At 61.4% G+C, this 18,423-nt stretch carries 20 protein-coding genes and 1 tRNA gene; 1 reads left to right on the forward strand and 20 read right to left on the reverse strand.

What is annotated here, in order from left to right; all coding sequences use genetic code 11:
* Positions 1-2: 2 nt before the first annotated feature.
* From nuoF to rpsO, 18 genes are all read right to left on the reverse strand, one after another.
* Positions 3-1,298 (reverse strand): NADH-quinone oxidoreductase subunit NuoF, encoded by a 1,296-nt coding sequence (gene nuoF, locus O0879_RS10920; protein WP_010399729.1) that lies wholly within the window; start codon positions 1,296-1,298, stop codon positions 3-5.
* Complete coding sequence (nuoE, locus tag O0879_RS10925) at positions 1,295-1,774, reverse strand: NADH-quinone oxidoreductase subunit NuoE (protein ID WP_034749989.1); 480 nt, start codon at positions 1,772-1,774, stop codon at positions 1,295-1,297. The genes nuoF and nuoE overlap by 4 nt, the downstream gene beginning before the upstream one ends.
* A 12-nt stretch (positions 1,775-1,786) precedes the next feature.
* Positions 1,787-3,040 carry an NADH-quinone oxidoreductase subunit D gene (locus O0879_RS10930; RefSeq protein WP_034749992.1) on the reverse strand — a complete coding sequence of 418 codons (1,254 nt, stop codon included), beginning with the start codon at positions 3,038-3,040 and terminating at the stop codon, positions 1,787-1,789.
* Entirely contained in the window at positions 3,040-3,633 is a 594-nt protein-coding gene (locus O0879_RS10935) for an NADH-quinone oxidoreductase subunit C (RefSeq protein ID WP_251351428.1), read from the reverse strand. Before O0879_RS10935 ends, O0879_RS10930 begins: the two co-directional genes overlap by 1 nt.
* Before the next feature lie 17 nt (positions 3,634-3,650).
* Complete coding sequence (locus O0879_RS10940; RefSeq protein ID WP_010399733.1) at positions 3,651-4,127, reverse strand: NADH-quinone oxidoreductase subunit B; 477 nt, start codon at positions 4,125-4,127, stop codon at positions 3,651-3,653.
* A 3-nt stretch (positions 4,128-4,130) separates the two neighbouring features.
* Positions 4,131-4,490, reverse strand: a complete 360-nt coding sequence (locus tag O0879_RS10945; protein ID WP_010399734.1) for an NADH-quinone oxidoreductase subunit A — start codon at positions 4,488-4,490, stop codon at positions 4,131-4,133.
* A 177-nt stretch (positions 4,491-4,667) separates the two neighbouring features.
* A tRNA-Leu gene (locus O0879_RS10950) sits at positions 4,668-4,752 on the reverse strand.
* Between the two features lie 191 nt (positions 4,753-4,943).
* Positions 4,944-5,348 carry a preprotein translocase subunit SecG gene (gene secG, locus O0879_RS10955; RefSeq protein WP_034749996.1) on the reverse strand — a complete coding sequence of 135 codons (405 nt, stop codon included), beginning with the start codon at positions 5,346-5,348 and terminating at the stop codon, positions 4,944-4,946.
* Positions 5,349-5,376: 28 nt separating this feature from the next.
* Positions 5,377-6,126: a triose-phosphate isomerase gene (tpiA, locus tag O0879_RS10960; RefSeq protein WP_251351426.1), complete on the reverse strand. Its 750-nt coding sequence runs from the start codon at positions 6,124-6,126 to the stop codon at positions 5,377-5,379.
* A 72-nt stretch (positions 6,127-6,198) separates the two neighbouring features.
* The gene (locus O0879_RS10965) at positions 6,199-7,179 is read right to left on the reverse strand and encodes an NAD(P)H-quinone oxidoreductase (protein ID WP_289916421.1); all 981 of its coding nucleotides are present in this window, start codon (positions 7,177-7,179) and stop codon (positions 6,199-6,201) included.
* 71 nt (positions 7,180-7,250) lie between these two features.
* On the reverse strand, positions 7,251-7,859 hold the full coding sequence (locus tag O0879_RS10970; protein ID WP_289898460.1) for a tetratricopeptide repeat protein: 609 nt from the start codon (positions 7,857-7,859) through the stop codon (positions 7,251-7,253).
* Between the two features lie 64 nt (positions 7,860-7,923).
* Positions 7,924-8,685, reverse strand: a complete 762-nt coding sequence (locus O0879_RS10975) for a DUF2807 domain-containing protein (RefSeq protein WP_289916422.1) — start codon at positions 8,683-8,685, stop codon at positions 7,924-7,926.
* A 109-nt stretch (positions 8,686-8,794) separates the two neighbouring features.
* Positions 8,795-9,004 (reverse strand): hypothetical protein, encoded by a 210-nt coding sequence (locus tag O0879_RS10980; protein WP_099667156.1) that lies wholly within the window; start codon positions 9,002-9,004, stop codon positions 8,795-8,797.
* 151 nt (positions 9,005-9,155) lie between these two features.
* The gene (locus O0879_RS10985) at positions 9,156-11,108 is read right to left on the reverse strand and encodes a methyl-accepting chemotaxis protein (protein ID WP_289916423.1); all 1,953 of its coding nucleotides are present in this window, start codon (positions 11,106-11,108) and stop codon (positions 9,156-9,158) included.
* A 121-nt stretch (positions 11,109-11,229) separates the two neighbouring features.
* On the reverse strand, positions 11,230-11,529 hold the full coding sequence (locus O0879_RS10990) for a hypothetical protein (RefSeq protein ID WP_289916425.1): 300 nt from the start codon (positions 11,527-11,529) through the stop codon (positions 11,230-11,232).
* Between the two features lie 6 nt (positions 11,530-11,535).
* A complete protein-coding gene (locus O0879_RS10995) occupies positions 11,536-12,231 on the reverse strand; it encodes a hypothetical protein (RefSeq protein WP_289916426.1) in 696 nt (231 codons plus the stop codon).
* Positions 12,232-12,457: 226 nt separating this feature from the next.
* Entirely contained in the window at positions 12,458-14,575 is a 2,118-nt protein-coding gene (gene pnp / locus O0879_RS11000; protein ID WP_010399742.1) for a polyribonucleotide nucleotidyltransferase, read from the reverse strand.
* A gap of 232 nt (positions 14,576-14,807) precedes the next feature.
* Complete coding sequence (rpsO, locus tag O0879_RS11005; protein ID WP_010399743.1) at positions 14,808-15,077, reverse strand: 30S ribosomal protein S15; 270 nt, start codon at positions 15,075-15,077, stop codon at positions 14,808-14,810.
* Between the two features lie 185 nt (positions 15,078-15,262).
* Between rpsO and bamE the strand changes: the two genes are divergently transcribed.
* The gene (gene bamE / locus O0879_RS11010) at positions 15,263-15,760 is read left to right on the forward strand and encodes an outer membrane protein assembly factor BamE (protein WP_289916427.1); all 498 of its coding nucleotides are present in this window, start codon (positions 15,263-15,265) and stop codon (positions 15,758-15,760) included.
* 132 nt (positions 15,761-15,892) lie between these two features.
* On the opposite strand, the gene O0879_RS11015 is transcribed toward bamE, so the two are convergent.
* Complete coding sequence (locus O0879_RS11015) at positions 15,893-17,437, reverse strand: 2-isopropylmalate synthase (protein ID WP_289916429.1); 1,545 nt, start codon at positions 17,435-17,437, stop codon at positions 15,893-15,895.
* Between the two features lie 48 nt (positions 17,438-17,485).
* The gene (pssA, locus tag O0879_RS11020) at positions 17,486-18,337 is read right to left on the reverse strand and encodes a CDP-diacylglycerol--serine O-phosphatidyltransferase (RefSeq protein ID WP_077407095.1); all 852 of its coding nucleotides are present in this window, start codon (positions 18,335-18,337) and stop codon (positions 17,486-17,488) included.
* Between the last annotated feature and the right edge of the window lie 86 nt (positions 18,338-18,423).

Consider the following 18,423-nt stretch of genomic DNA (forward strand, 5'->3'; position numbering starts at 1 on the left):
GCTTAGATATATGCGGGCACTAAGCAATGCTTGTGCTCGATATGATATTCAAATTCTTCACGGAAATTCTTAATGAAGGCCCGTACCGGCATGGCAGCCGCATCGCCCAGCGCGCAAATGGTGCGGCCCTGGATGTTGTCGGCGATCGAGTTGAGCATGTCCAGGTCGTCTGGACGACCCTGCCCCTGCTCGATGCGGTGCACCATGCGGTACATCCAGCCTGTGCCTTCACGGCAAGGCGTACACTGGCCGCACGATTCTTCAAAGTAGAAGTAGGACAGGCGTTCCAGCGCCTTTACCATGCAGCGTGTTTCGTCCATCACGATGACGGCGCCCGAACCCAACATCGAACCGGCTTTCGCGATCGAGTCATAGTCCAGGTCGGTCTGCATCATGATGTCGCCGCGGATCACCGGAGCGGACGAACCGCCAGGGATCACGGCCTTGATCTTTTTGCCACCGCGCATGCCGCCTGCCAGTTCCAGCAGGGTCGCAAACGGGGTGCCGAGCGGCACTTCGTAGTTGCCCGGTTTTTCCACGTCGCCCGAGATCGAGAAGATCTTCGAACCGCCGTTGTTCGGCTTGCCCATCGCCAGGTATTTCTCTGGACCAATGTTCAGCACGAAAGGCACGGCCGCGAAGGTTTCCGTGTTGTTGATCGTCGTCGGCTTGCCGTACAGGCCAAACGAGGCTGGGAAAGGCGGCTTGAAGCGCGGCTGGCCTTTCTTGCCTTCCAGCGACTCCAGCAGGGCCGTTTCTTCGCCGCAGATGTAGGCGCCATAACCATGGTGCGCATGCAACTGGAACGAGAACTCGCTGCCCATGATCTTGTCGCCCAGGAAACCGGCGGCGCGCGCCTCTTCCAGCGCTTCTTCGAAACGCAGGTATTCCTGGAAGATTTCACCGTGGATATAGTTATAACCGACGGTGATGCCCATCGCATAAGCGCCAATGGCCATGCCTTCGATCAGCGCATGGGGATTGTAACGAATGATGTCGCGGTCCTTGAAAGTGCCCGGTTCGCCTTCATCTGTATTGCAGACGAGGTATTTTTGACCCGGGAACTGGCGCGGCATGAAGCTCCACTTCAAGCCGGTAGGGAAACCCGCGCCGCCACGGCCGCGCAAGGACGAAGCCTTGAGGTCGGCGATGATCTGTTCCGGCGTGATTTTCTCTTCCAGGATACGCCGCAGGGCGCTATAGCCGCCGCGGTTCACATAATCTTGCAAATGCCAGTTCTTGCCATCCAGATCCTTCAGGATCAATGGATCGATATGGCGGTTGTGGAGTGACGTCATTTCTTGAGTTCCTCCAGCATGGCGTCGATCTTCTCGTTCGACATCCAGCTGCACATGGTTTTATTACTGACCAGCAAGACAGGCGCATCGCCGCAAGCACCCATGCACTCGCCTTCAACCAGGGTGAACTGGCCGTCTGCGGTGGTTTCGCGGAAATCGATACCCAGTTTCTGCTTCAGGTAGTCTGCAGCGCGCACGCCGCCCGACAGGGCGCATGGCAGGTTGGTGCACACGGTGATCTTGTGCTTGCCCACGGGTTTCACGTTATACATATTGTAGAACGTGGCCACTTCCTGCACGGCAATCGCCGGCATGCCGATGTAATCGGCCAGTTCCTTCATGGTTTCCGGCGCCAGCCAGCCCAGTTCATCCTGGGCATGGGCCAGCGCGGCCATGACGGCCGACTGACGCTGGTCGGCCGGGTACTTGGCCAGCTCGCGGTCAATTTTCTTATAGCATTGCTCTGATAACAACATACTTTTTGCCTCTTAGCGGTCAATACTGCCGAACACGATATCTTGCGTCCCGATGATGGTCACGGCGTCGGCAAGCATGTGCCCACGCGCCATCTCGTCGAGCGACTGCAAGTGGGCGTAGTCTGGCGCGCGCAGTTTCATGCGGTACGGCTTGTTGGCGCCATCGGACACCAGGTACACGCCGAACTCGCCCTTCGGATGTTCCACGGCGCTGTAGGCCTCGCCTGGCGGCACGTGGAAACCTTCCGTGAACAGCTTGAAGTGGTGAATCAGCGATTCCATGTTGGTCTTCATGTCGACGCGGCCCGGAGGCGCCACCTTGCGGTTGCTGGTCATGACAGGACCTTCATTGTTGCGCAGCCACTCCACGCATTGCTTGATGATGCGGTTCGACTGGCGCAGCTCTTCCACGCGGACCAGGTAGCGGTCGTAGCAATCGCCGTTAGTGCCGATAGGAATGTCGAAATCCATCAAGTCGTACACTTCGTACGGCTGTTTCTTGCGCAAATCCCACTGCACGCCCGAGCCGCGCAGCATGGCGCCCGTAAAGCCCATGGCCAGTGCATCTTCCGGCGAGACCACGCCGATGCCGACGGTACGCTGTTTCCAGATACGGTTGTCGGTCAGCAAGGTTTCGTACTCGTCCACGGAGTTCGGGAAGCGGCGCGCGAAGTCTTCGATGAAGTCCAGCAGGGAACCCTGGCGGTTTTCGTTCAGCTTGCCGATGGCCTTGGCGTTGCGGATGATCGACGCCTTGTGCTGCGGCATCGCATCCGGCAAGTCGCGGTACACGCCGCCCGGACGGTAGTAGGCCGCGTGCATGCGCGCGCCCGAGACTGCCTCGTAGGCGTCGAACAAGTCTTCGCGGTCGCGGAAGCAATACAGGAACGGGCCCATGGCGCCAACGTCCAGCGCGTGGGTGCCGAGCCACATCAGGTGATTCAGGATACGCGTCATCTCGTCGAACATGACGCGGATGTATTGCGCGCGCAGCGGCACTTCCAGGCCCAGCATCTTTTCGATGGCCATCACGTACGCATGTTCATTGCACATCATCGACACATAGTCGAGACGGTCCATGTACGGCACGGATTGCAGGTAGGTCTTCTGTTCAGCCAGCTTTTCGGTGGCGCGGTGCAGCAGGCCGATATGCGGGTCGGCGCGCTGGATGACTTCGCCATCCATCTCCAGCACCAGGCGCAGCACACCGTGCGCGGCCGGATGCTGCGGCCCAAAGTTCAGGGTGTAGTTCTTAATCTCAGCCATTATTTCATCCCGTAATGTTCTTCGCGGATCACGCGCGGCACGTTTTCCCGCGGCTCGATCGTCACGGGCTGGTAAATCACGCGCTTTTGTTCCGGATCGTAGCGCATCTCGACATAGCCGGAGACGGGGAAATCCTTGCGGAACGGATGGCCGATGAAACCGTAGTCGGTCAGCAGGCGGCGCAAGTCGTTGTGGCCTTCGAAGAGGATGCCCAGTAGGTCGAATGCTTCGCGCTCGTACCAGTTGACGGCGCGCCAGATGCCGACCACGGAGGGCAGCAGCGGCATGTCGTCGTCCGGCGCGAACACGCGCACGCGCACGCGCCAGTTGTGCTTGACCGACAGCAAGTGCGAAACGGCCGCGAAACGCAGGCCATCCCAGCTACCGTCGCCATAGGTCGAGTAGTCGACGCCGCACAGGTCGAGCAATTGCTCGAAATGCAGGGTCGGATCGTCGCGCAGGGTCAGCATCACGGCCAGGTAGTCCTCGGCCTTGACGACCAGGGTGACTTCGCCCAGCGCAACCGTCGTGCTAACGCGATCGCCCAGGGCAGTGCCGAGGGCGTTTTGCAATACTTCTAAATGTGTTGTCATAATCTGAAGCGGCCCCGTTAGCGTGCGATCGTGCTGGTACGCTTGATCTTGTTCTGCAACTGCATGATGCCGTACAGCAAGGCTTCAGCGGTCGGAGGACAGCCAGGCACATACACGTCGACGGGCACGATGCGGTCGCAACCGCGCACCACGGAATAGGAGTAATGGTAGTACCCGCCGCCATTGGCGCAGGAACCCATCGAGATGACCCAGCGTGGCTCTGCCATCTGGTCGTAGACCTTGCGCAGGGCCGGCGCCATCTTGTTGCACAGGGTGCCGGCAACGATCATGACGTCGGACTGACGCGGCGACGGACGAAACACGACGCCGAAACGGTCCATATCGTAGCGGGCTGCGCCCACATGCATCATTTCGACCGCACAGCAGGCCAGACCGAACGTCATCGGGAACATAGACCCGGTGCGCGCCCAGTTGATCAGCTTGTCGGCCGAGGTGGTGATGAAACCTTCGCTTAATACGCCTTCAATAGCCATGGCTTATTCCCAGTCAAGGGCACCTTTCTTCCAAATGTACCAAAATCCGACCACGAATTCAGCGATGAACACCATCATCGTGACGAAACCGGCCCAGCCCAGGTCGCGCATTGCAACGCCCCATGGGAAAAAGAATGCCGTTTCCAGATCGAACAAAATAAACAGGATTGCGACCAGATAGTAGCGCACATCAAATTTCATGCGCGCGTCTTCGAATGCTTCAAAGCCACATTCGTACGGGGAGAGTTTTGCTGCGTCGGGCTTGTTAGGGCCTAACAGGCGCCCCAGGAGCTGGGGAGCGATACCGACACCAAGGCCGATAATAATGAACAGCAGGACGGGGAAGTAATTTTCGAGGTTCACGATTGATGAGCTTATATTGAACGATCGGTTAAATGAGGACGCTGCGATCATTTGCAGCGTATCTAACGCACGACCCCAATCAAAGCTAAGACCAGGATCGAACGACACATCCTCGTAAAAAAAGCCAGCAACTTTGTACGAGCCATGGCTCGTGCGCCGTTGCTGGCTTCTGATTTCTGGTGCCGACGACGAGACTCGAACTCGTACAGCTTTCGCCACTACCCCCTCAAGATAGCGTGTCTACCAATTTCACCACGTCGGCGGTAAGGCCCGTATTCTACTCTGCTTTGCCGCTAAAGTTAATGCACAAATGCATCAAAACACAGATAAAAACGATAAATTTTTACATCTTCCAGCGCGCCACGATTTTTTCCTGCCGCACTGCTAAAACATTGAGCAATAATCTGCCCGTAATGAGAATTACTCTCGATGAGGTATCGAGCTGATACAGAATTACTTCGGAATCGCGCCGGCCGGGGTGCTGGCAACCGGAGCCGCCGCTGCCGGAGCGCTGGCAGCCGGAGCTGCTGCTGGCACCGTCGTCGGGATCGCGCCCGCGCCGGTGACCGGCACTGGCTTGACGACTTTATCCATCACGCCGCCGCCGACCGTGGTGGCGCGCTGATTCGCCATCAGCGACAGGGCCAGGGTGGCGCCGAAGAAGATCGCGGCGGCAACGCCCGTCGATTTCGACATGAAGTTCGACGAACCCGTCGCACCGAACAGGCTGCCCGAGGCGCCCGAACCGAAGGCGGCACCCATGTCGGCGCCCTTACCGTGCTGCAACAACACCAGCGCGATAATCGACAAAGCCGAAATAACCTGTACTACCACTACCAGATTGAACATCATGTTCATTGCAATTCCATTCTTAGTTTAAAGTAATTCAATCAGCGGCGTGAATAATCGCCAGGAAATCCGCCGCCTTCAATGCTGCTCCACCGATCAGACCGCCATCGATATCCGGCATCGCCATCAATTCTTTTGCGTTCTCCGGCTTCATGCTGCCGCCGTACAGGATTTGCACGCCGGCGGCCGCTACCGCATTCTTTGCCACCAGCTGGGCGCGCAACACCTGATGCACGTCCTGCGCCATTTGCGGCGTGGCGGTCTTGCCCGTGCCGATGGCCCAGACTGGCTCATAGGCCAGCACCAGTTTCGCCACGTCGTCGGCGGAAATCGCCGCCAGCACGGCGCCCAGTTGCTGCGCCACCACGGCATTGGTCTGGCCCGCTTCGCGCTGCGCCAGGGTTTCGCCGATGCAGACGATAGGCGTGATGCCCGCCGCCAGCGCCGCAACCGTCTTGGCCGCCACCTGCGCATCGCTCTCGCCATGGTAGGCGCGGCGCTCGGAATGCCCGATCACCACGTAGCCGCAGCCAAAATCCTGCAGCATGGCGGCCGAGATTTCTCCCGTGTAGGCGCCGCTGGCGTGCGCGGACACATCCTGCGCGCCCCAGCCAAGGGCCGTGCCTGCCAATTGCGCCTGGCACTGCGCCAGATACGGCGCAGGCACACAGACGGCGCTGGCGGCGCCAGAGGCAGCCAGGCCAGCAACTATTTCAGACAATAACACCGCGTTCGAGGTGCGACTGCCGTTCATTTTCCAATTTCCGACGACGAGTTTGCGACGCATAGTAGCCTAAATTCTAATAACCCGTCATTCTAACTCCGGCACCGATGCCGGTCAAACAGGCAGTGCCCCGTTTCAGGCAACTTGCAACATGATCTTGCCCACGTGCGTGCTCGCCTCCATCAAGGCATGCGCCTCGTTGGCTTTTTCCAACGGGAAAGTTTGATAGATCACGGGCTTGATCTTGCCCGCCTCGATCAACGGCCAGACGGTCGCGCGCAAATGGCTGGCGATGGCCGCCTTGAAGGCGACGGAACGGGGGCGCAGGGTGGAACCCGTCACCGTCAGGCGGCGGCGCAGCAAGCTACCCAGGTCCAGTTCCGCCTTGGTGCCGCCCTGCACGGCGATCAGGCCGATGCGGCCATCGTCGGCCAAGCAATCGATTTCGCGCGGCAGGTAGTCGCCGCCCACCATGTCGAGGATGACGTCGACGCCTTTGCCACCGGTCAATTCCTTGACGACGGCGACGAAATCTTCCGTGCGGTAGTTGATACCCCGTTCGGCGCCCAGCGCCTCGCAGGCGCGCGCCTTCTCGTCGCTGCCCGCCGTGGCGAACACGCGATGCCCCAGGGCGGCCGCCAGCTGGATGGCCGTCACGCCGATGCCGGACGTGCCGCCCTGCACCAATAACGTTTCGCCGTCAAGCAGCGCGCAGCGGTCGAAGACATTGCTCCAGACGGTAAAGAAGTTTTCCGGCAGGGACGCGCCTTCCAGCGCCGTCAAGCCTTGCGGCAAGGGCAGGCACTGGCCGCTTGGGGCGGCGCAGTATTCGGCATAGCCGCCGCCCTGCACCAGCGCGCAGACCAGGTCGCCCTTCTTGAATCCGGTATTGGTAAAATCGCCATCGACGACTTCGCCCGCCACTTCCAGGCCCGGCAAGTCGGACGCGCCGGCGGGCGGCGCATACTTGCCCAGGCGCTGCAGCACGTCGGGGCGGTTGATGCCGGCCGCGTGCACCTTGATCAGCAGTTCGCCCGCCTTATATTGCGGCATGGGACGTTCCGCGATCCGCAAAACGTCGGCGGGACCTGGCTGGCTGATGGCAACTGCACGCATGGCGGGACTCTCTCAAGGGAAAACGGCGATTGTACGCCAAGCCGCCCTCCCCTGCAGACCACCGCCCCGTCTTAACCGGCGCCCGTTTTCGACTGGCGCGGCAAGGGCGTGCCCGGCTTCCATTTCGCCGACAGGGCTTGCCCCTCTTCGACTTGCTCATGCGTCATCTTGCGCACCACGGCGGCGCGCTGGTCGGCCGCATTCGCGTTGCCATTCGCGGCCGCCAGATTCCACAACATGTAGGCGATGACGTTATCCTGCTGCACGCCGCCCATGTGGTAGCGGTACATCAGGCCCAGCACCTGCTGCGCCTCGGCATGATTCTGCTCGGCCGCCTTGCGGAACCAGCCCACGGCCTGCTTATGATCCTGCAGCACGGCGTTGCCCGTGTAATACATGGCGCCCACCACATACTGGGCGTCGGCCTTGCCCTGCTCGGCCGCCTTGCGGTGCCAGAACATGGCTTGCTTGTAATCCTGCGGCAAGCCCCGCCCCATGTAATACATCAAGCCCAGCAAGTGCTGGGCATCGGCGCTGCCGGTCTTGGCAAGGGGCAATATTTCCTTGTAGGCCAAGGCGTAATTCTTGTTGTTGTAGGCACTGGCGCCTTCGGCGAAGCCAGCCCGCGCGGGTAGCTGTATCGTCAACAGCATGAGTAATGTAATGATCAGTTTTTTCATCGGAATGGGATGTGGTCTGACTACTTATTCTTGTCCTGCCAATACGGCCTGCGGCAGGATGCTTTTACTTCCAGCTAACTTTGCCCAGGCCCTCGACGCTGACATCGCGGTTGGCCGGCTTGCCGTACACCACCACCGAACCGAGCCCGCTCAAGTTCAGCTTGGCATTCGTATGGGCATTCACCGTGGCGTTGCCGAGGCCGCTCAATTCCAGGTTCACGGCGTCCGCTTCGAATTGCTGCGCATTCAGGCTGCCCAGGCCGCCCAGGCTGGCTTTCAAGAGTCGTCCGCGTCCGCCCAGCACGACAGAGCCCGCACCCTGCAAGTCCAGCTCGGCCCGCTCATTGTTACCGATCCATATCTGCATGCTGCCCACGCCGCCCAGGCTGGCATTGAGCTTGCGGTAGTCGCCCACCAGCTTGATGCTGCCCGCCCCCTCCAGCGACAGGGTCAGTTCCTCGCCCTTGAAACCCGTGATGTCCGTGCTGCCGAAGCCTTCCGAGCTCAGCTCGCGCAAATTCGGCAAGACCAGGTCCGCGCGGATCGACGAAGGGCCGATCTTGAAGCCGCGCACTTCCGTTTCGATGTGCAGGGTGTCGCCGCTTTGCGCCGTGCTGACGTCGGCGATGTAGCGCTTGTCGGCCGTGATGCTCAGCGAAGGCACGTTGCCCTGGCGAATGCGCACTTCCATCACGCCATCGAGCTTGACGCGCACCACGCGGGCGTCGATGTTGCGCATTTCCAGCAAGCGGGTCTCGGCGGCCGCGCCGCGCACCAGGCCCAGAGTCGCCAGGAACAGCAGCGCCAATTGCAGTGTCTTTTTCATGTAATGCATCCTCGGTATCTTGTTTTTATGTGTCGCGGCGCCCTCGTGGGACTCGCGCGCATTGCCGCTGGCTGCCACTGTAGCAGCAGCAAAAATTGCTGACAATCAATTATGCAAAACGGGCTTTTTCCAGGGCGGTCAGGCGCTTGGCCTTGACCACCACCACTTGCATGGCCGCCTTGTTCGCGGGCGCGGCCAGGGTGGCCGTGGAACTGGCCACTTGCAGGGCCGGGGCGGCCGGGGCGATGGCGTAGCAGCTGGCGCCGAGCAGGATGGCGGCGGCAACGGCGATGACTTCCATGTTTTTAGCGACGTTCATTTGAATCTCCTCGGGTGTCTGGCAGTGGGCTTGCGGTATGGTGTCACTATAGCCATACCGCCCCCGGCAGACACGCCGATTGCGACGAACTGCGCTTTTGGCAGGCTGGCCTGACAAAAACGCGGATGAACGTCGATTTACTGCTGCGTGCTTAAAACTCTTCCCACTCGTCGGCGCCGGACTTGGCCGCCTTGACGGGCCTGGCCGGCGACAGCGCGCGGGCTGGCGCGCGCGGCGCGGGGGCACGAACGACCGGCTTCGCCTTGAGGCGGGTCACGGGCGTGGGCGCCGCGGCAGGACCCGCATCGCCAAGGCGGAACATGCCGACGGCTTGCGCCAGGTCCACGGCCTGCTCCTGCAGGCTTTCCGCGGCAGCGGCGGCTTGCTCGACGAGGGCCGCGTTTTGCTGCGTCATGGTATCCATGTGCGTGACGGCCGTATTGATCTCGCCGATGCCGGCGCTCTGTTCGCGGCTGGCCACCGTGATCTCGCTCATGATGGTCGTCAATTGCTGCACCGACGCCACCACCTGGCCCATGGTCTGGCCCGCCTCATCGACGAGACGCCCGCCCGCATCGACTTTCTCCACCGAATCGCCGATCAATTCCTTGATTTCCTTCGCCGCGCCGGCAGACCGTTGCGCCAGGTTGCGCACTTCGGACGCCACCACGGCAAAGCCCCTGCCCTGCTCGCCCGCGCGCGCCGCCTCGACGGCCGCGTTCAGGGCCAGGATATTCGTCTGGAAGGCGATGCCGTCGATCACGCCGATGATGTCGACGATCTTGCGCGAGCTTTCCTGGATGCCGGCCATGGTGCCGACCACTTGCTGCACCACGCGGCCGCCCTTGGCCGCCACTTCCGAGGCGGACACGGCCAGCTCATTGGCCGCATGCGCGTTTTCCGCATTCTGCTTGACGGTCGACGTCAGCTCATCCATCGAACTGGCCGTTTCTTCCAGCGCGCCCGCCTGCGCTTCCGTGCGCGAGGACAGGTCGGCATTACCTGCGGCAATATCGGCCGATTCGCTGCGCACCAGGCTGCTGATGCTGCGGATCTGCACCAGCACGGTGGCGATCTTTTCGACGAACAAGTTGAACGCCTTGGCGATCTGCGCCAGCTCGTCCGTGCCTTCCGCGTCGAGGCGGCTGGTCAGGTCGCCGTCGCCCGTGGCGATCGCTTCCATCGCATCGCGCACCAGGCCCAGGCGGCGCAAGGCGCGCGCCACCAGCACGCTCAAGACCGTGGCGGCCAGGGCCAGCACCAGCAAGGCCGTCAATGCCGAGGCGCGCAGCATGGAGCTCAGGGCTTGCGTCGCTTCTGCACGGTCGAGCACGGTCGCCAGCAGCCAGTCGCTGCCCGGCACCTTACTCACATGCAAGATGCCATTGCGTTCACCCAGGCGAATGGCGGCGCCGTCGCCGCTCTTTTCGATATCGGCCAGCGCCTGCGCACTGAGGCCCGGGTCCAGCTCGGCCAGCGGCTTCAGGGTCAGCTTGCCGTCCGGATGGGCGATGATCTTGCCGCCGCCATCGACGAGGAAGGCATAGCTGGACGCCGTCGGCTTGATCGAGGCGACATTTTGCACCACCGCATCCATCATCACGTCGGCCGCCATCACGCCCGTGACGCTGCCCTTGCCGCCCAGCGGCTCGGCAAACGTCACCACCAGCTTGCCCGTGCTGGCGCCGATGTAGGGCGCCGTGATGATGGGGCCGCCCACTTCGGACGCCAGCTTGTACCAGGGCCGCGCCGTGGGATCGTAGTCGGCGGCGCGCTTGCGCTCCTGCGAAAAGACGGCGTGCTTGTCGGCAAAGCCGATATACGCCATGTCGAAGGTGCCGGCCTGCTCGGCCGCCTTCAGGGCTGGCAGCGGATCGGCCGCCGTGGCGCCCTGCTTGAGCGAGCCCACGACGGCTTGCTTGGAACGCAGCCATTCGGCGATGGCCGCGGCATGGCTGTGCGACAACTGCAGCATCTGCGTGTCGAGCGCGGCCAGGGTGCTGGAGCGGGTAGTGAAGAAGTTGGCGATGGCGACGGCCAGCATGGCCAGCACGACGATGGAAACGGCGATGGCGATCAGCCGCGCCTTAAGGGAGGACAACATGGTGCATCCAATAAAAAAGAGAAAATCGGGAGGGATGCGCCATGGTCAGGGAATAAGATTTTGTCGTCAAGCAATACTGACAGTCAATTACCCATAAACAACAATTGATACCATATATTAATCAGATCTCGCCGCGCAGCTTGCGCAGGGCCGGCGATTCGCCGCCCGTCGCCTCGATGCGGAAACGGGAAAATGCCTGCTCCAGCTCGGGGTAACGGCGCAAGCCGCCTTCCGTGAAATAACGCCCGCCGGGGATGTCGCCCCACGGCAGGGGCGTCGTCAAGGCGCCGCTGCCCGCCAGGGCCAGCAGCGGCTCCAGCGCGCTGCGCAGGTCGGCCACTTCCCCATCGGCGGGCGCCAGACGCGTCAACAACTGTTCCAGTTCGGCGGCATGGGCTTGCAGGCGCGGTTGATCCATCATCTCTCCTCAATTCTTGATCGTGCCGATCAGCACGGGGGCCGACCACAGGCTGCGGTTGGGCAGCAGATACTGCTGCGCCCCGCCACGGCGCCGCACCAGCCCGCCCAGCTCTTCCGTCGGCGCCACCTGGCTGACGAACACGCTGACGGTACCCTTGGGCATGACCTGATACACATCATACAGCGGCGCCTCGCTCTTCAAGGGCAAGCCGAAACAGTCGGCCAGGCTGGCGCACTGGCCCGAAGCCAGCTGCAATTGCGCGCTGGTGGTGAAATACGGCGAGTACGGCGACACATTCTGGCCATGCGGCACAATCTTCACCAGCGCGGCCGACATGGCTTGCACATCGGGCAAGGTGCTGCCGGAGGCGAGCTGCTCGACCGCGCGCGCGTAAATCGTCTCGGCCGGGGCGGCAGGATCGGCGGCGCGCAGTTCGCGCAGGAATTGCTGGCCCGGCGCGCTGTCCAGGTAGGGATCGATGGCTTCGCGCTGCAAGCCCGCCGTCCTGAAGGTGCTGAGGTCATTGATTTCGCGCGCATGCACGGCGCGCAAGGCGTCGAGGTCTTGCGCCGGCATGGCCGCGGACGCGGCGGCGATAGGGATGGGCAACGGCACCGGCGTCGGTGCGCTGTCCAGCTGCGCCCGGACACCGGGCGCGACGGCAAGCAGAAAGGCGGCGGCCAGCCCGCAGTATGTGCGCATGCTGCATCTCCTTGGAAGACTCGTTCAGGGGAAGATCCCATGCCGAATCTACAGAGAGCAGCGGCGGCCGATACGCGCTGGATCAAGGCCGGTGCAGACAGGCGGACAAGCCGGCACACGCCTTCGATACAGCGCAAACGCGGCGCATAAAAAAACCGCCAGGGCTTGCGCGCCGGCGGTTTTTGAGCATGCGGCCGAAGCCGCACTCAGGCGAACCTGAAGGACATCAAGCGGCTGGCGCTTCGTTGCCTTCGGCAGCTTTCATCGACAGCTTCAAACGGCCGCGGTCATCCGTTTCCAGCACTTTGACGCGCACCAGCTGGCCTTCTTTCAGGTAGTCGGCCACGGCGTTGACGCGCTCGTTGGCGATCTGCGAGATGTGCAGCAAGCCGTCCTTGCCTGGCATGACTTGCACGATGGCGCCGAAGTCCAGCAGTTTCAGCACGGTGCCTTCGTAGGTCTTGCCCACTTCGACGGAAGCGGTCAGTTCTTCGATACGGCGCTTGGCTTCCTGGCCGGCAGCGGCGTCGACGGAAGCGATGGTGACCACGCCTTCGTCGCTGATGTCGATCTGGGTGCCCGTCTCTTCGGTCAGCGCGCGGATCACGGCGCCGCCCTTGCCGATCACGTCACGGATTTTTTCCGGGTTGATCTTGATGGTGATCAGACGCGGTGCGAAATCCGACAGTTCGGTTTTGACGTGCGGCATGGCTTTTTGCATTTCGCCCAGGATGTGCTCGCGGCCTTCCTTGGCTTGCGCCAGTGCCACTTGCATGATTTCCTTGGTGATGCCCATGATCTTGATGTCCATCTGCAGCGCCGTGATACCGTTACGGGTACCGGCTACCTTGAAGTCCATGTCGCCCAGGTGATCTTCGTCGCCCAGGATGTCGGACAGCACGGCAAACTTGCCGCCTTCCTTGATCAGGCCCATGGCGATACCGGCCACGTGTTCTTTCATCGGCACGCCGGCGTCCATCAGTGCCAGGCAGCCGCCGCACACCGATGCCATCGACGAGGAACCGTTCGATTCCGTGATTTCCGATACCAGGCGCACCGAGTAGCTGAACTCTTCAGCTGCTGGCAGGGCGGCGATCAGCGCGCGCTTGGCCAGGCGGCCGTGGCCGATTTCGCGGCGTTTTGGCGTACCGACACGGCCCGTTTCGCCGGTGGCGAATGGAGGCATGTTGTAATGCAGCATGAACGAATCCGTGAACTCGCCCATCAGCGCATCGATCTTCTGGCTGTCGCGGGCGGTGCCCAGGGTAGCGACGACCAGCGCTTGCGTTTCGCCGCGCGTGAACAGGGCCGAACCGTGGGTGCGTGGCAGCACGCTGGTGCGGATCGAGATCGGACGCACGGTGCGCGTGTCGCGGCCGTCGATGCGTGGCTCGCCGTCCAGGATTTGCGTACGCACGATTTTCGCTTCGATGTCGAACAGGATGTTGTTGACTTCAGCGCTGTCGATCGACGCGCCGCCGGCGGCAGCCGCTTCGGCCGACAGGTCGGCGATCACTTCCGACGTCGCCGCTTTCAGCTTGGCCGTACGTTCCTGCTTGTCCTTGGTTTGATACGCGTCATTGATCTTGGCGTTGGCGAAATGCGCGACGCGGGCGATCAGTGCTTCGTTTTTCGGCGCTGGCGCCCATTCCACTTCCGGCTTGCCGCCGTCACGCACCAGGTCGTGAATCGCGTCGATGACGACTTTCATCTGGTCGTGGCCGAAGACCACGGCGCCCAGCATGATTTCTTCGGACAGCTGTTTCGCTTCCGATTCGACCATCAGCACGGCCGTTTCGGTACCGGCGACCACCAGGTCCATTTCCGACGTTTTCAGTTGCTGGACGGTCGGGTTCAGGATGTACTGGCCATTGGCGTAACCGACGCGCGCGGCGCCGATAGGACCGTTGAAAGGCACGCCCGATACGCACAGGGCAGCCGAGGCGCCGATCATGGCGGCGATGTCCGGATCGATTTCAGGGTTGACCGACAGCACGTGAATGATGACTTGCACTTCATTCAGGTAGCCTTCCGGGAACAGCGGACGGATAGGACGGTCGATCAAACGGGATGTCAGTGTTTCTTTTTCGGAAGGACGGCCTTCGCGCTTGAAAAAACCGCCCGGGATTTTACCGGCAGCATAGGTTTTCTCGACATAATCAACCGTCAAAGGGAAGAAATCCTGGCCTGGCTTGGCATCTTTGCGTGCCACCACCGTTGCCAGAACGACGGTATCTTCGATCGACACCAGCACTGCGCCGGATGCCTGACGTGCGATTTCGCCGGTTTCCAGGGTCACTTGGTGTTGACCGTACTGGAAGGTTTTCGTAACTTTGTTAAACATGGGGTATCCCTTTTCTAATTGCCGACAGATTTTCAGGGGCTGTCGTTCACCTCACCACAGGCGGCGTAAAAATGCTGCCTTTACTTGTTGCCACCTTTGCTACTTTACTTTTAAAACATGATATCGGTAGAGAATACTGTACTTCTCGACATAAATCCGGAATTCAAATGACAAAATGCCCGCGTCAGCGAACTGGCGCAGGCATTTCTGTATAAACCTTGTACGGCAAAAATTACTTGCGCAGACCAAGTTTAGCGATCAGGTCGCGATAACGGGTAGCGTCTTTAGCCTTCAGGTAGGACAACAGGCTCTTACGACGGTTGACCATCATGATCAGGCCGCGGCGGGAGTGGTGATCTTTCGAGTGGGCTTTGAAGTGGCCGTTCAGTTCGTTGATGCGAGCTGTCAGCAGTGCAACTTGCACTTCAGGGGAGCCGGTGTCGTTTTGACCACGTGCGTTGTCCGCGATGATAGCGGCTTTGTTGATGTTTTCTACTGTCATGATAAACCTTTCACATGCGGTGCACAGAGTCTGAACCCTATCCACCGTGAACTACGATTATTAAAATACTGGCCTATGCTGCCAACCAGACGCGCAAGTATATCGGAAAAATGCCCGCCTGTATCCTGCCGTGCGCGCTTTTCTCGGTGCATGATAGGGTTTTCCTGCATTTCAGGAGGTCAAACATGAAAAATCTGCTCAAATTAGCAACACCCATGCTGTTTGCCGTCCTGGCCGGCTGCGCCAGCTGGAACGTCCCGCCGCCGCAACCGGGCGAGCCGCGCGCCGCCGTGGAAGCGCGCCTGGGCCGGCCAAGCAACATCTACCAGCTGCCCACGGGCGCGGAACTGGAATACGCGACGGGCCCCTACGGCCAGTACACGTACATGGCCCGTTTCGGCCCCGACGACAAGCTCATTTCCTACGAGCAAGTGCTCGATACGCCGGGCTTTGCCCGCATCAAGGTGGGCGTGTCGACCCAGCAAGACGTGCTGCACACCCTGGGCCGCCCGACGGAAACGTCGTATCTGTCGCTGCCGAAACTGCACGTCTGGTCTTACCGCTACAAGGAATCGGGCGTGTGGGATTCCATGATGCACGTGCACTTCGACCACGACGGCATCGTGCGCATGATGATGAACGGCCCCGATCCGGCCAAGGAAGAGCGGCGGTTTTTCTGGTAAAACATTACCGGCGTAACGACGCCTGATAAAACCGTAGCGAGCGGAAGAGAGAGGTGGCTAAGAAGCGCAAGCGTACTCTGGTACGGTGAGCATCAAATTCGGGGGTCAGACCCGGCGGGTCTGACCCCCGACTTACGGCTGGGGATCGATGCGCTCATCCTTGGCATGCAGTTTATTCAGCGCCGACAGATACGCCTTCGCCGATGCGACGATGATGTCCGGGTCGGCGCCCACGCCGTTGACGATGCGCCCGTCGCGCGACAATCGCATGGTGACTTCGCCCTGCGACTGCGTGCCCGTGCTGATGGCATTGACGGAGAACAAGACCAGCTCCGCGCCGCTGGCGGCCGCGCTTTCGATGGCGTTGACGGTGGCGTCGACGGGGCCGTCGCCCCGCCCTTCGCAGCTCAGTTGCTTGCCGCCGACGAGGAATTCCACGCGCGCATGCGGCACGGCGCCCGTCGTCGACTGCTGCGTCAATGAAATGAAACGGTAGTGCTCACTCTCCTGCGCCTGCTGTTCCTCGCTGACGAGGGCCATGATGTCTTCGTCGAATATTTCGGATTTCCGGTCCGCCAACTCCTTGAAGCGGATGAAGGCGGCATTGATGTCCGCTTCCGATTCCAGCGCGATGCCCAGCTCGTGCAGCCGCTGCTTGAAGGCGTTGCGGCCCGACAATTTTCCCAGCACGATCTTGTTGGCCGTCCAGCCCACGTCTTCGGCGCGCATGATTTCATACGTCTCGCGCGCCTTCAAGATGCCGTCCTGGTGGATGCCGGACGCGTGCGCAAAGGCGTTCGCGCCGACGACGGCCTTGTTCGGCTGCACGGCAAAGCCCGTGATTTGCGACACCATCTTGGATGCGGCCACGATTTGCGTCGTGTCGATACCCACCGTCAAGTTGTAATAGGCGGCGCGCGTGCGCAGCGCCATCACCACTTCTTCCAGCGCCGTGTTGCCGGCCCGCTCGCCCAGGCCATTGATCGTGCATTCGATTTGCCGCGCGCCGCCTATCATGACACCGGCCAGCGAATTGGCCACAGCCAGGCCCAGGTCGTTATGACAATGGACAGACCAGACGGCTTTATCGGCGTTCGGGATGCGTTCGCGCAAGCGTTTGATGGTGGCGCCGAAGATTTCCGGCACGGCGTAGCCCACCGTATCGGGGAAATTGATGGTGGTGGCGCCCTCGGCAATCACGCCTTCCAGCACGCGACACAGGAAATCCTCGTCGGAGCGGCTGCCGTCTTCGGGGCTGAATTCGATGTCGTCCGTGAACTGGCGCGCGTAGCGCACGGCGTTTTGCGCTTGCGTCAGCACTTGCTCTGGCGTCATGCGCAGCTTCATCTGCATGTGCAGGGGCGACGTGGCAATGAAAGTGTGGATGCGCTTGCGCTCGGCCGGCGCCAGCGCTTCGGCGGCGCGGGCGATGTCGCGGTCGTTGGCGCGCGACAGCGAGCAGATGGTCGACTCGCGCACGGCGCCGGCTATCGCCCGTATCGACTCGAAGTCGCCTTGCGAGGCGGCGGCGAAGCCCGCTTCGATCACGTCGACCTTCAGGCGCTCGAGCTGCTTGGCGATGCGCAGCTTTTCCTCGCGCGTCATGGAGGCGCCCGGCGATTGCTCGCCGTCGCGCAAGGTGGTGTCAAAAATGATGAGTCGGTTGCTGGTGCTCATGGCTGCTCCTGGCTGGCTGAAGACTGGCGACGCTACCGACTCAGCGCATCAATGCTCGGGGTCGGTCTGGATAATGCTGACGGGCTTGCCCTTCGCCATGCGCCAGAAGAACACGGCGTAGCCGGACAGGCCATAGGCGACGAAAATCGGGAACAGCACTTTCGGCGGGTCGATGGAGATGAGCGCAAAGAACAATGCCAGCAGGAATACCACGATGAACGGCACGGACTTGCGGAAATTCACATCCTTGAAGCTGTAGAACGGCACGTTGGTGACCATGGTCAGGCCGGAAAACAGGGCGATCGCCCACGACACCCAGGCCAGCTGGTTGCCGGCAAATTCCAGGTCGTTCATCAACAGGATGAAGCCGGCCACCATGGCGGCCGCCGCCGGGCTGGGCAAGCCCTGGAAGAAGCGCTTGTCGACCACGGCGATATTCGTGTTGAAGCGGGCCAGGCGCAAGGCCGCGCCGGCGCAATACACGAAGGCGGCCAGCCAGCCCAGCTTGCCCATGCCGCGCAGCGACCATTCGTAGATCACCAGCGCGGGCGCGGCGCCGAACGACACCATGTCGGACAGGCTGTCGTACTGGGCGCCGAATTCGCTCTGCGTATTCGTCAGGCGCGCGATGCGGCCGTCAAGGCCGTCGAGGATCATGGCGATGAAGATGGCCCAGGCCGCGTGTTCGAATTTCTGGTTCATGGCCATGACGATGGCGTAGAAACCGCAAAACAGGGCTGCCGTCGTGAAGGCGTTCGGCAACAGATAGATGCCGCGGCGGCGCAAGGTTTTCTTGCCAGTGCCATCGGTCACCGGCTGGCGCACGAATTTGCTGAAGCGGGACGCTTTGGATGCTGCGGGAGTGCCGTTCTTGCCTCTACGACGGGGGAAGTTTGCCATGTTGTTCCATATCTTGTGTACTGCGGGGGAATCGGTGCCAGATGGCGGGCGCATGACTGTCTCGCCATGCGCCCGCCGATATTGCC

It is taken from the genome of Janthinobacterium sp. SUN120 (assembly GCF_030397735.1).
GTDB lineage: Bacteria > Pseudomonadota > Gammaproteobacteria > Burkholderiales > Burkholderiaceae_D > Janthinobacterium > Janthinobacterium kumbetense.

Excerpts from the sequence above, each read along its gene's own strand:
- bamE (WP_289916427.1), top strand. The coding sequence starts at position 15,263 with ATGAAAAATCTGCTCAAATTAGCAACACCCATGCTGTTTGCCGTCCTG.
- tpiA (WP_251351426.1), bottom strand. The coding sequence starts at position 6,126 with ATGCGTCGCAAACTCGTCGTCGGAAATTGGAAAATGAACGGCAGTCGC.
- O0879_RS10980 (WP_099667156.1), bottom strand. The coding sequence starts at position 9,004 with ATGAACGTCGCTAAAAACATGGAAGTCATCGCCGTTGCCGCCGCCATC.
- secG (WP_034749996.1), bottom strand. The coding sequence starts at position 5,348 with ATGAACATGATGTTCAATCTGGTAGTGGTAGTACAGGTTATTTCGGCT.
- O0879_RS10930 (WP_034749992.1), bottom strand. The coding sequence starts at position 3,040 with ATGGCTGAGATTAAGAACTACACCCTGAACTTTGGGCCGCAGCATCCG.
- rpsO (WP_010399743.1), bottom strand. The coding sequence starts at position 15,077 with ATGACAGTAGAAAACATCAACAAAGCCGCTATCATCGCGGACAACGCA.
- O0879_RS10995 (WP_289916426.1), bottom strand. The coding sequence starts at position 12,231 with ATGCGCACATACTGCGGGCTGGCCGCCGCCTTTCTGCTTGCCGTCGCG.
- O0879_RS10965 (WP_289916421.1), bottom strand. The coding sequence starts at position 7,179 with ATGCGTGCAGTTGCCATCAGCCAGCCAGGTCCCGCCGACGTTTTGCGG.
- O0879_RS10985 (WP_289916423.1), bottom strand. The coding sequence starts at position 11,108 with ATGTTGTCCTCCCTTAAGGCGCGGCTGATCGCCATCGCCGTTTCCATC.
- nuoF (WP_010399729.1), bottom strand. The coding sequence starts at position 1,298 with ATGACGTCACTCCACAACCGCCATATCGATCCATTGATCCTGAAGGAT.
- O0879_RS10975 (WP_289916422.1), bottom strand. The coding sequence starts at position 8,685 with ATGAAAAAGACACTGCAATTGGCGCTGCTGTTCCTGGCGACTCTGGGC.
- O0879_RS10935 (WP_251351428.1), bottom strand. The coding sequence starts at position 3,633 with ATGACAACACATTTAGAAGTATTGCAAAACGCCCTCGGCACTGCCCTG.
- O0879_RS10940 (WP_010399733.1), bottom strand. The coding sequence starts at position 4,127 with ATGGCTATTGAAGGCGTATTAAGCGAAGGTTTCATCACCACCTCGGCC.
- pssA (WP_077407095.1), bottom strand. The coding sequence starts at position 18,337 with ATGGCAAACTTCCCCCGTCGTAGAGGCAAGAACGGCACTCCCGCAGCA.
- O0879_RS10990 (WP_289916425.1), bottom strand. The coding sequence starts at position 11,529 with ATGATGGATCAACCGCGCCTGCAAGCCCATGCCGCCGAACTGGAACAG.
- nuoE (WP_034749989.1), bottom strand. The coding sequence starts at position 1,774 with ATGTTGTTATCAGAGCAATGCTATAAGAAAATTGACCGCGAGCTGGCC.
- O0879_RS10970 (WP_289898460.1), bottom strand. The coding sequence starts at position 7,859 with ATGAAAAAACTGATCATTACATTACTCATGCTGTTGACGATACAGCTA.
- O0879_RS11015 (WP_289916429.1), bottom strand. The coding sequence starts at position 17,437 with ATGAGCACCAGCAACCGACTCATCATTTTTGACACCACCTTGCGCGAC.
- pnp (WP_010399742.1), bottom strand. The coding sequence starts at position 14,575 with ATGTTTAACAAAGTTACGAAAACCTTCCAGTACGGTCAACACCAAGTG.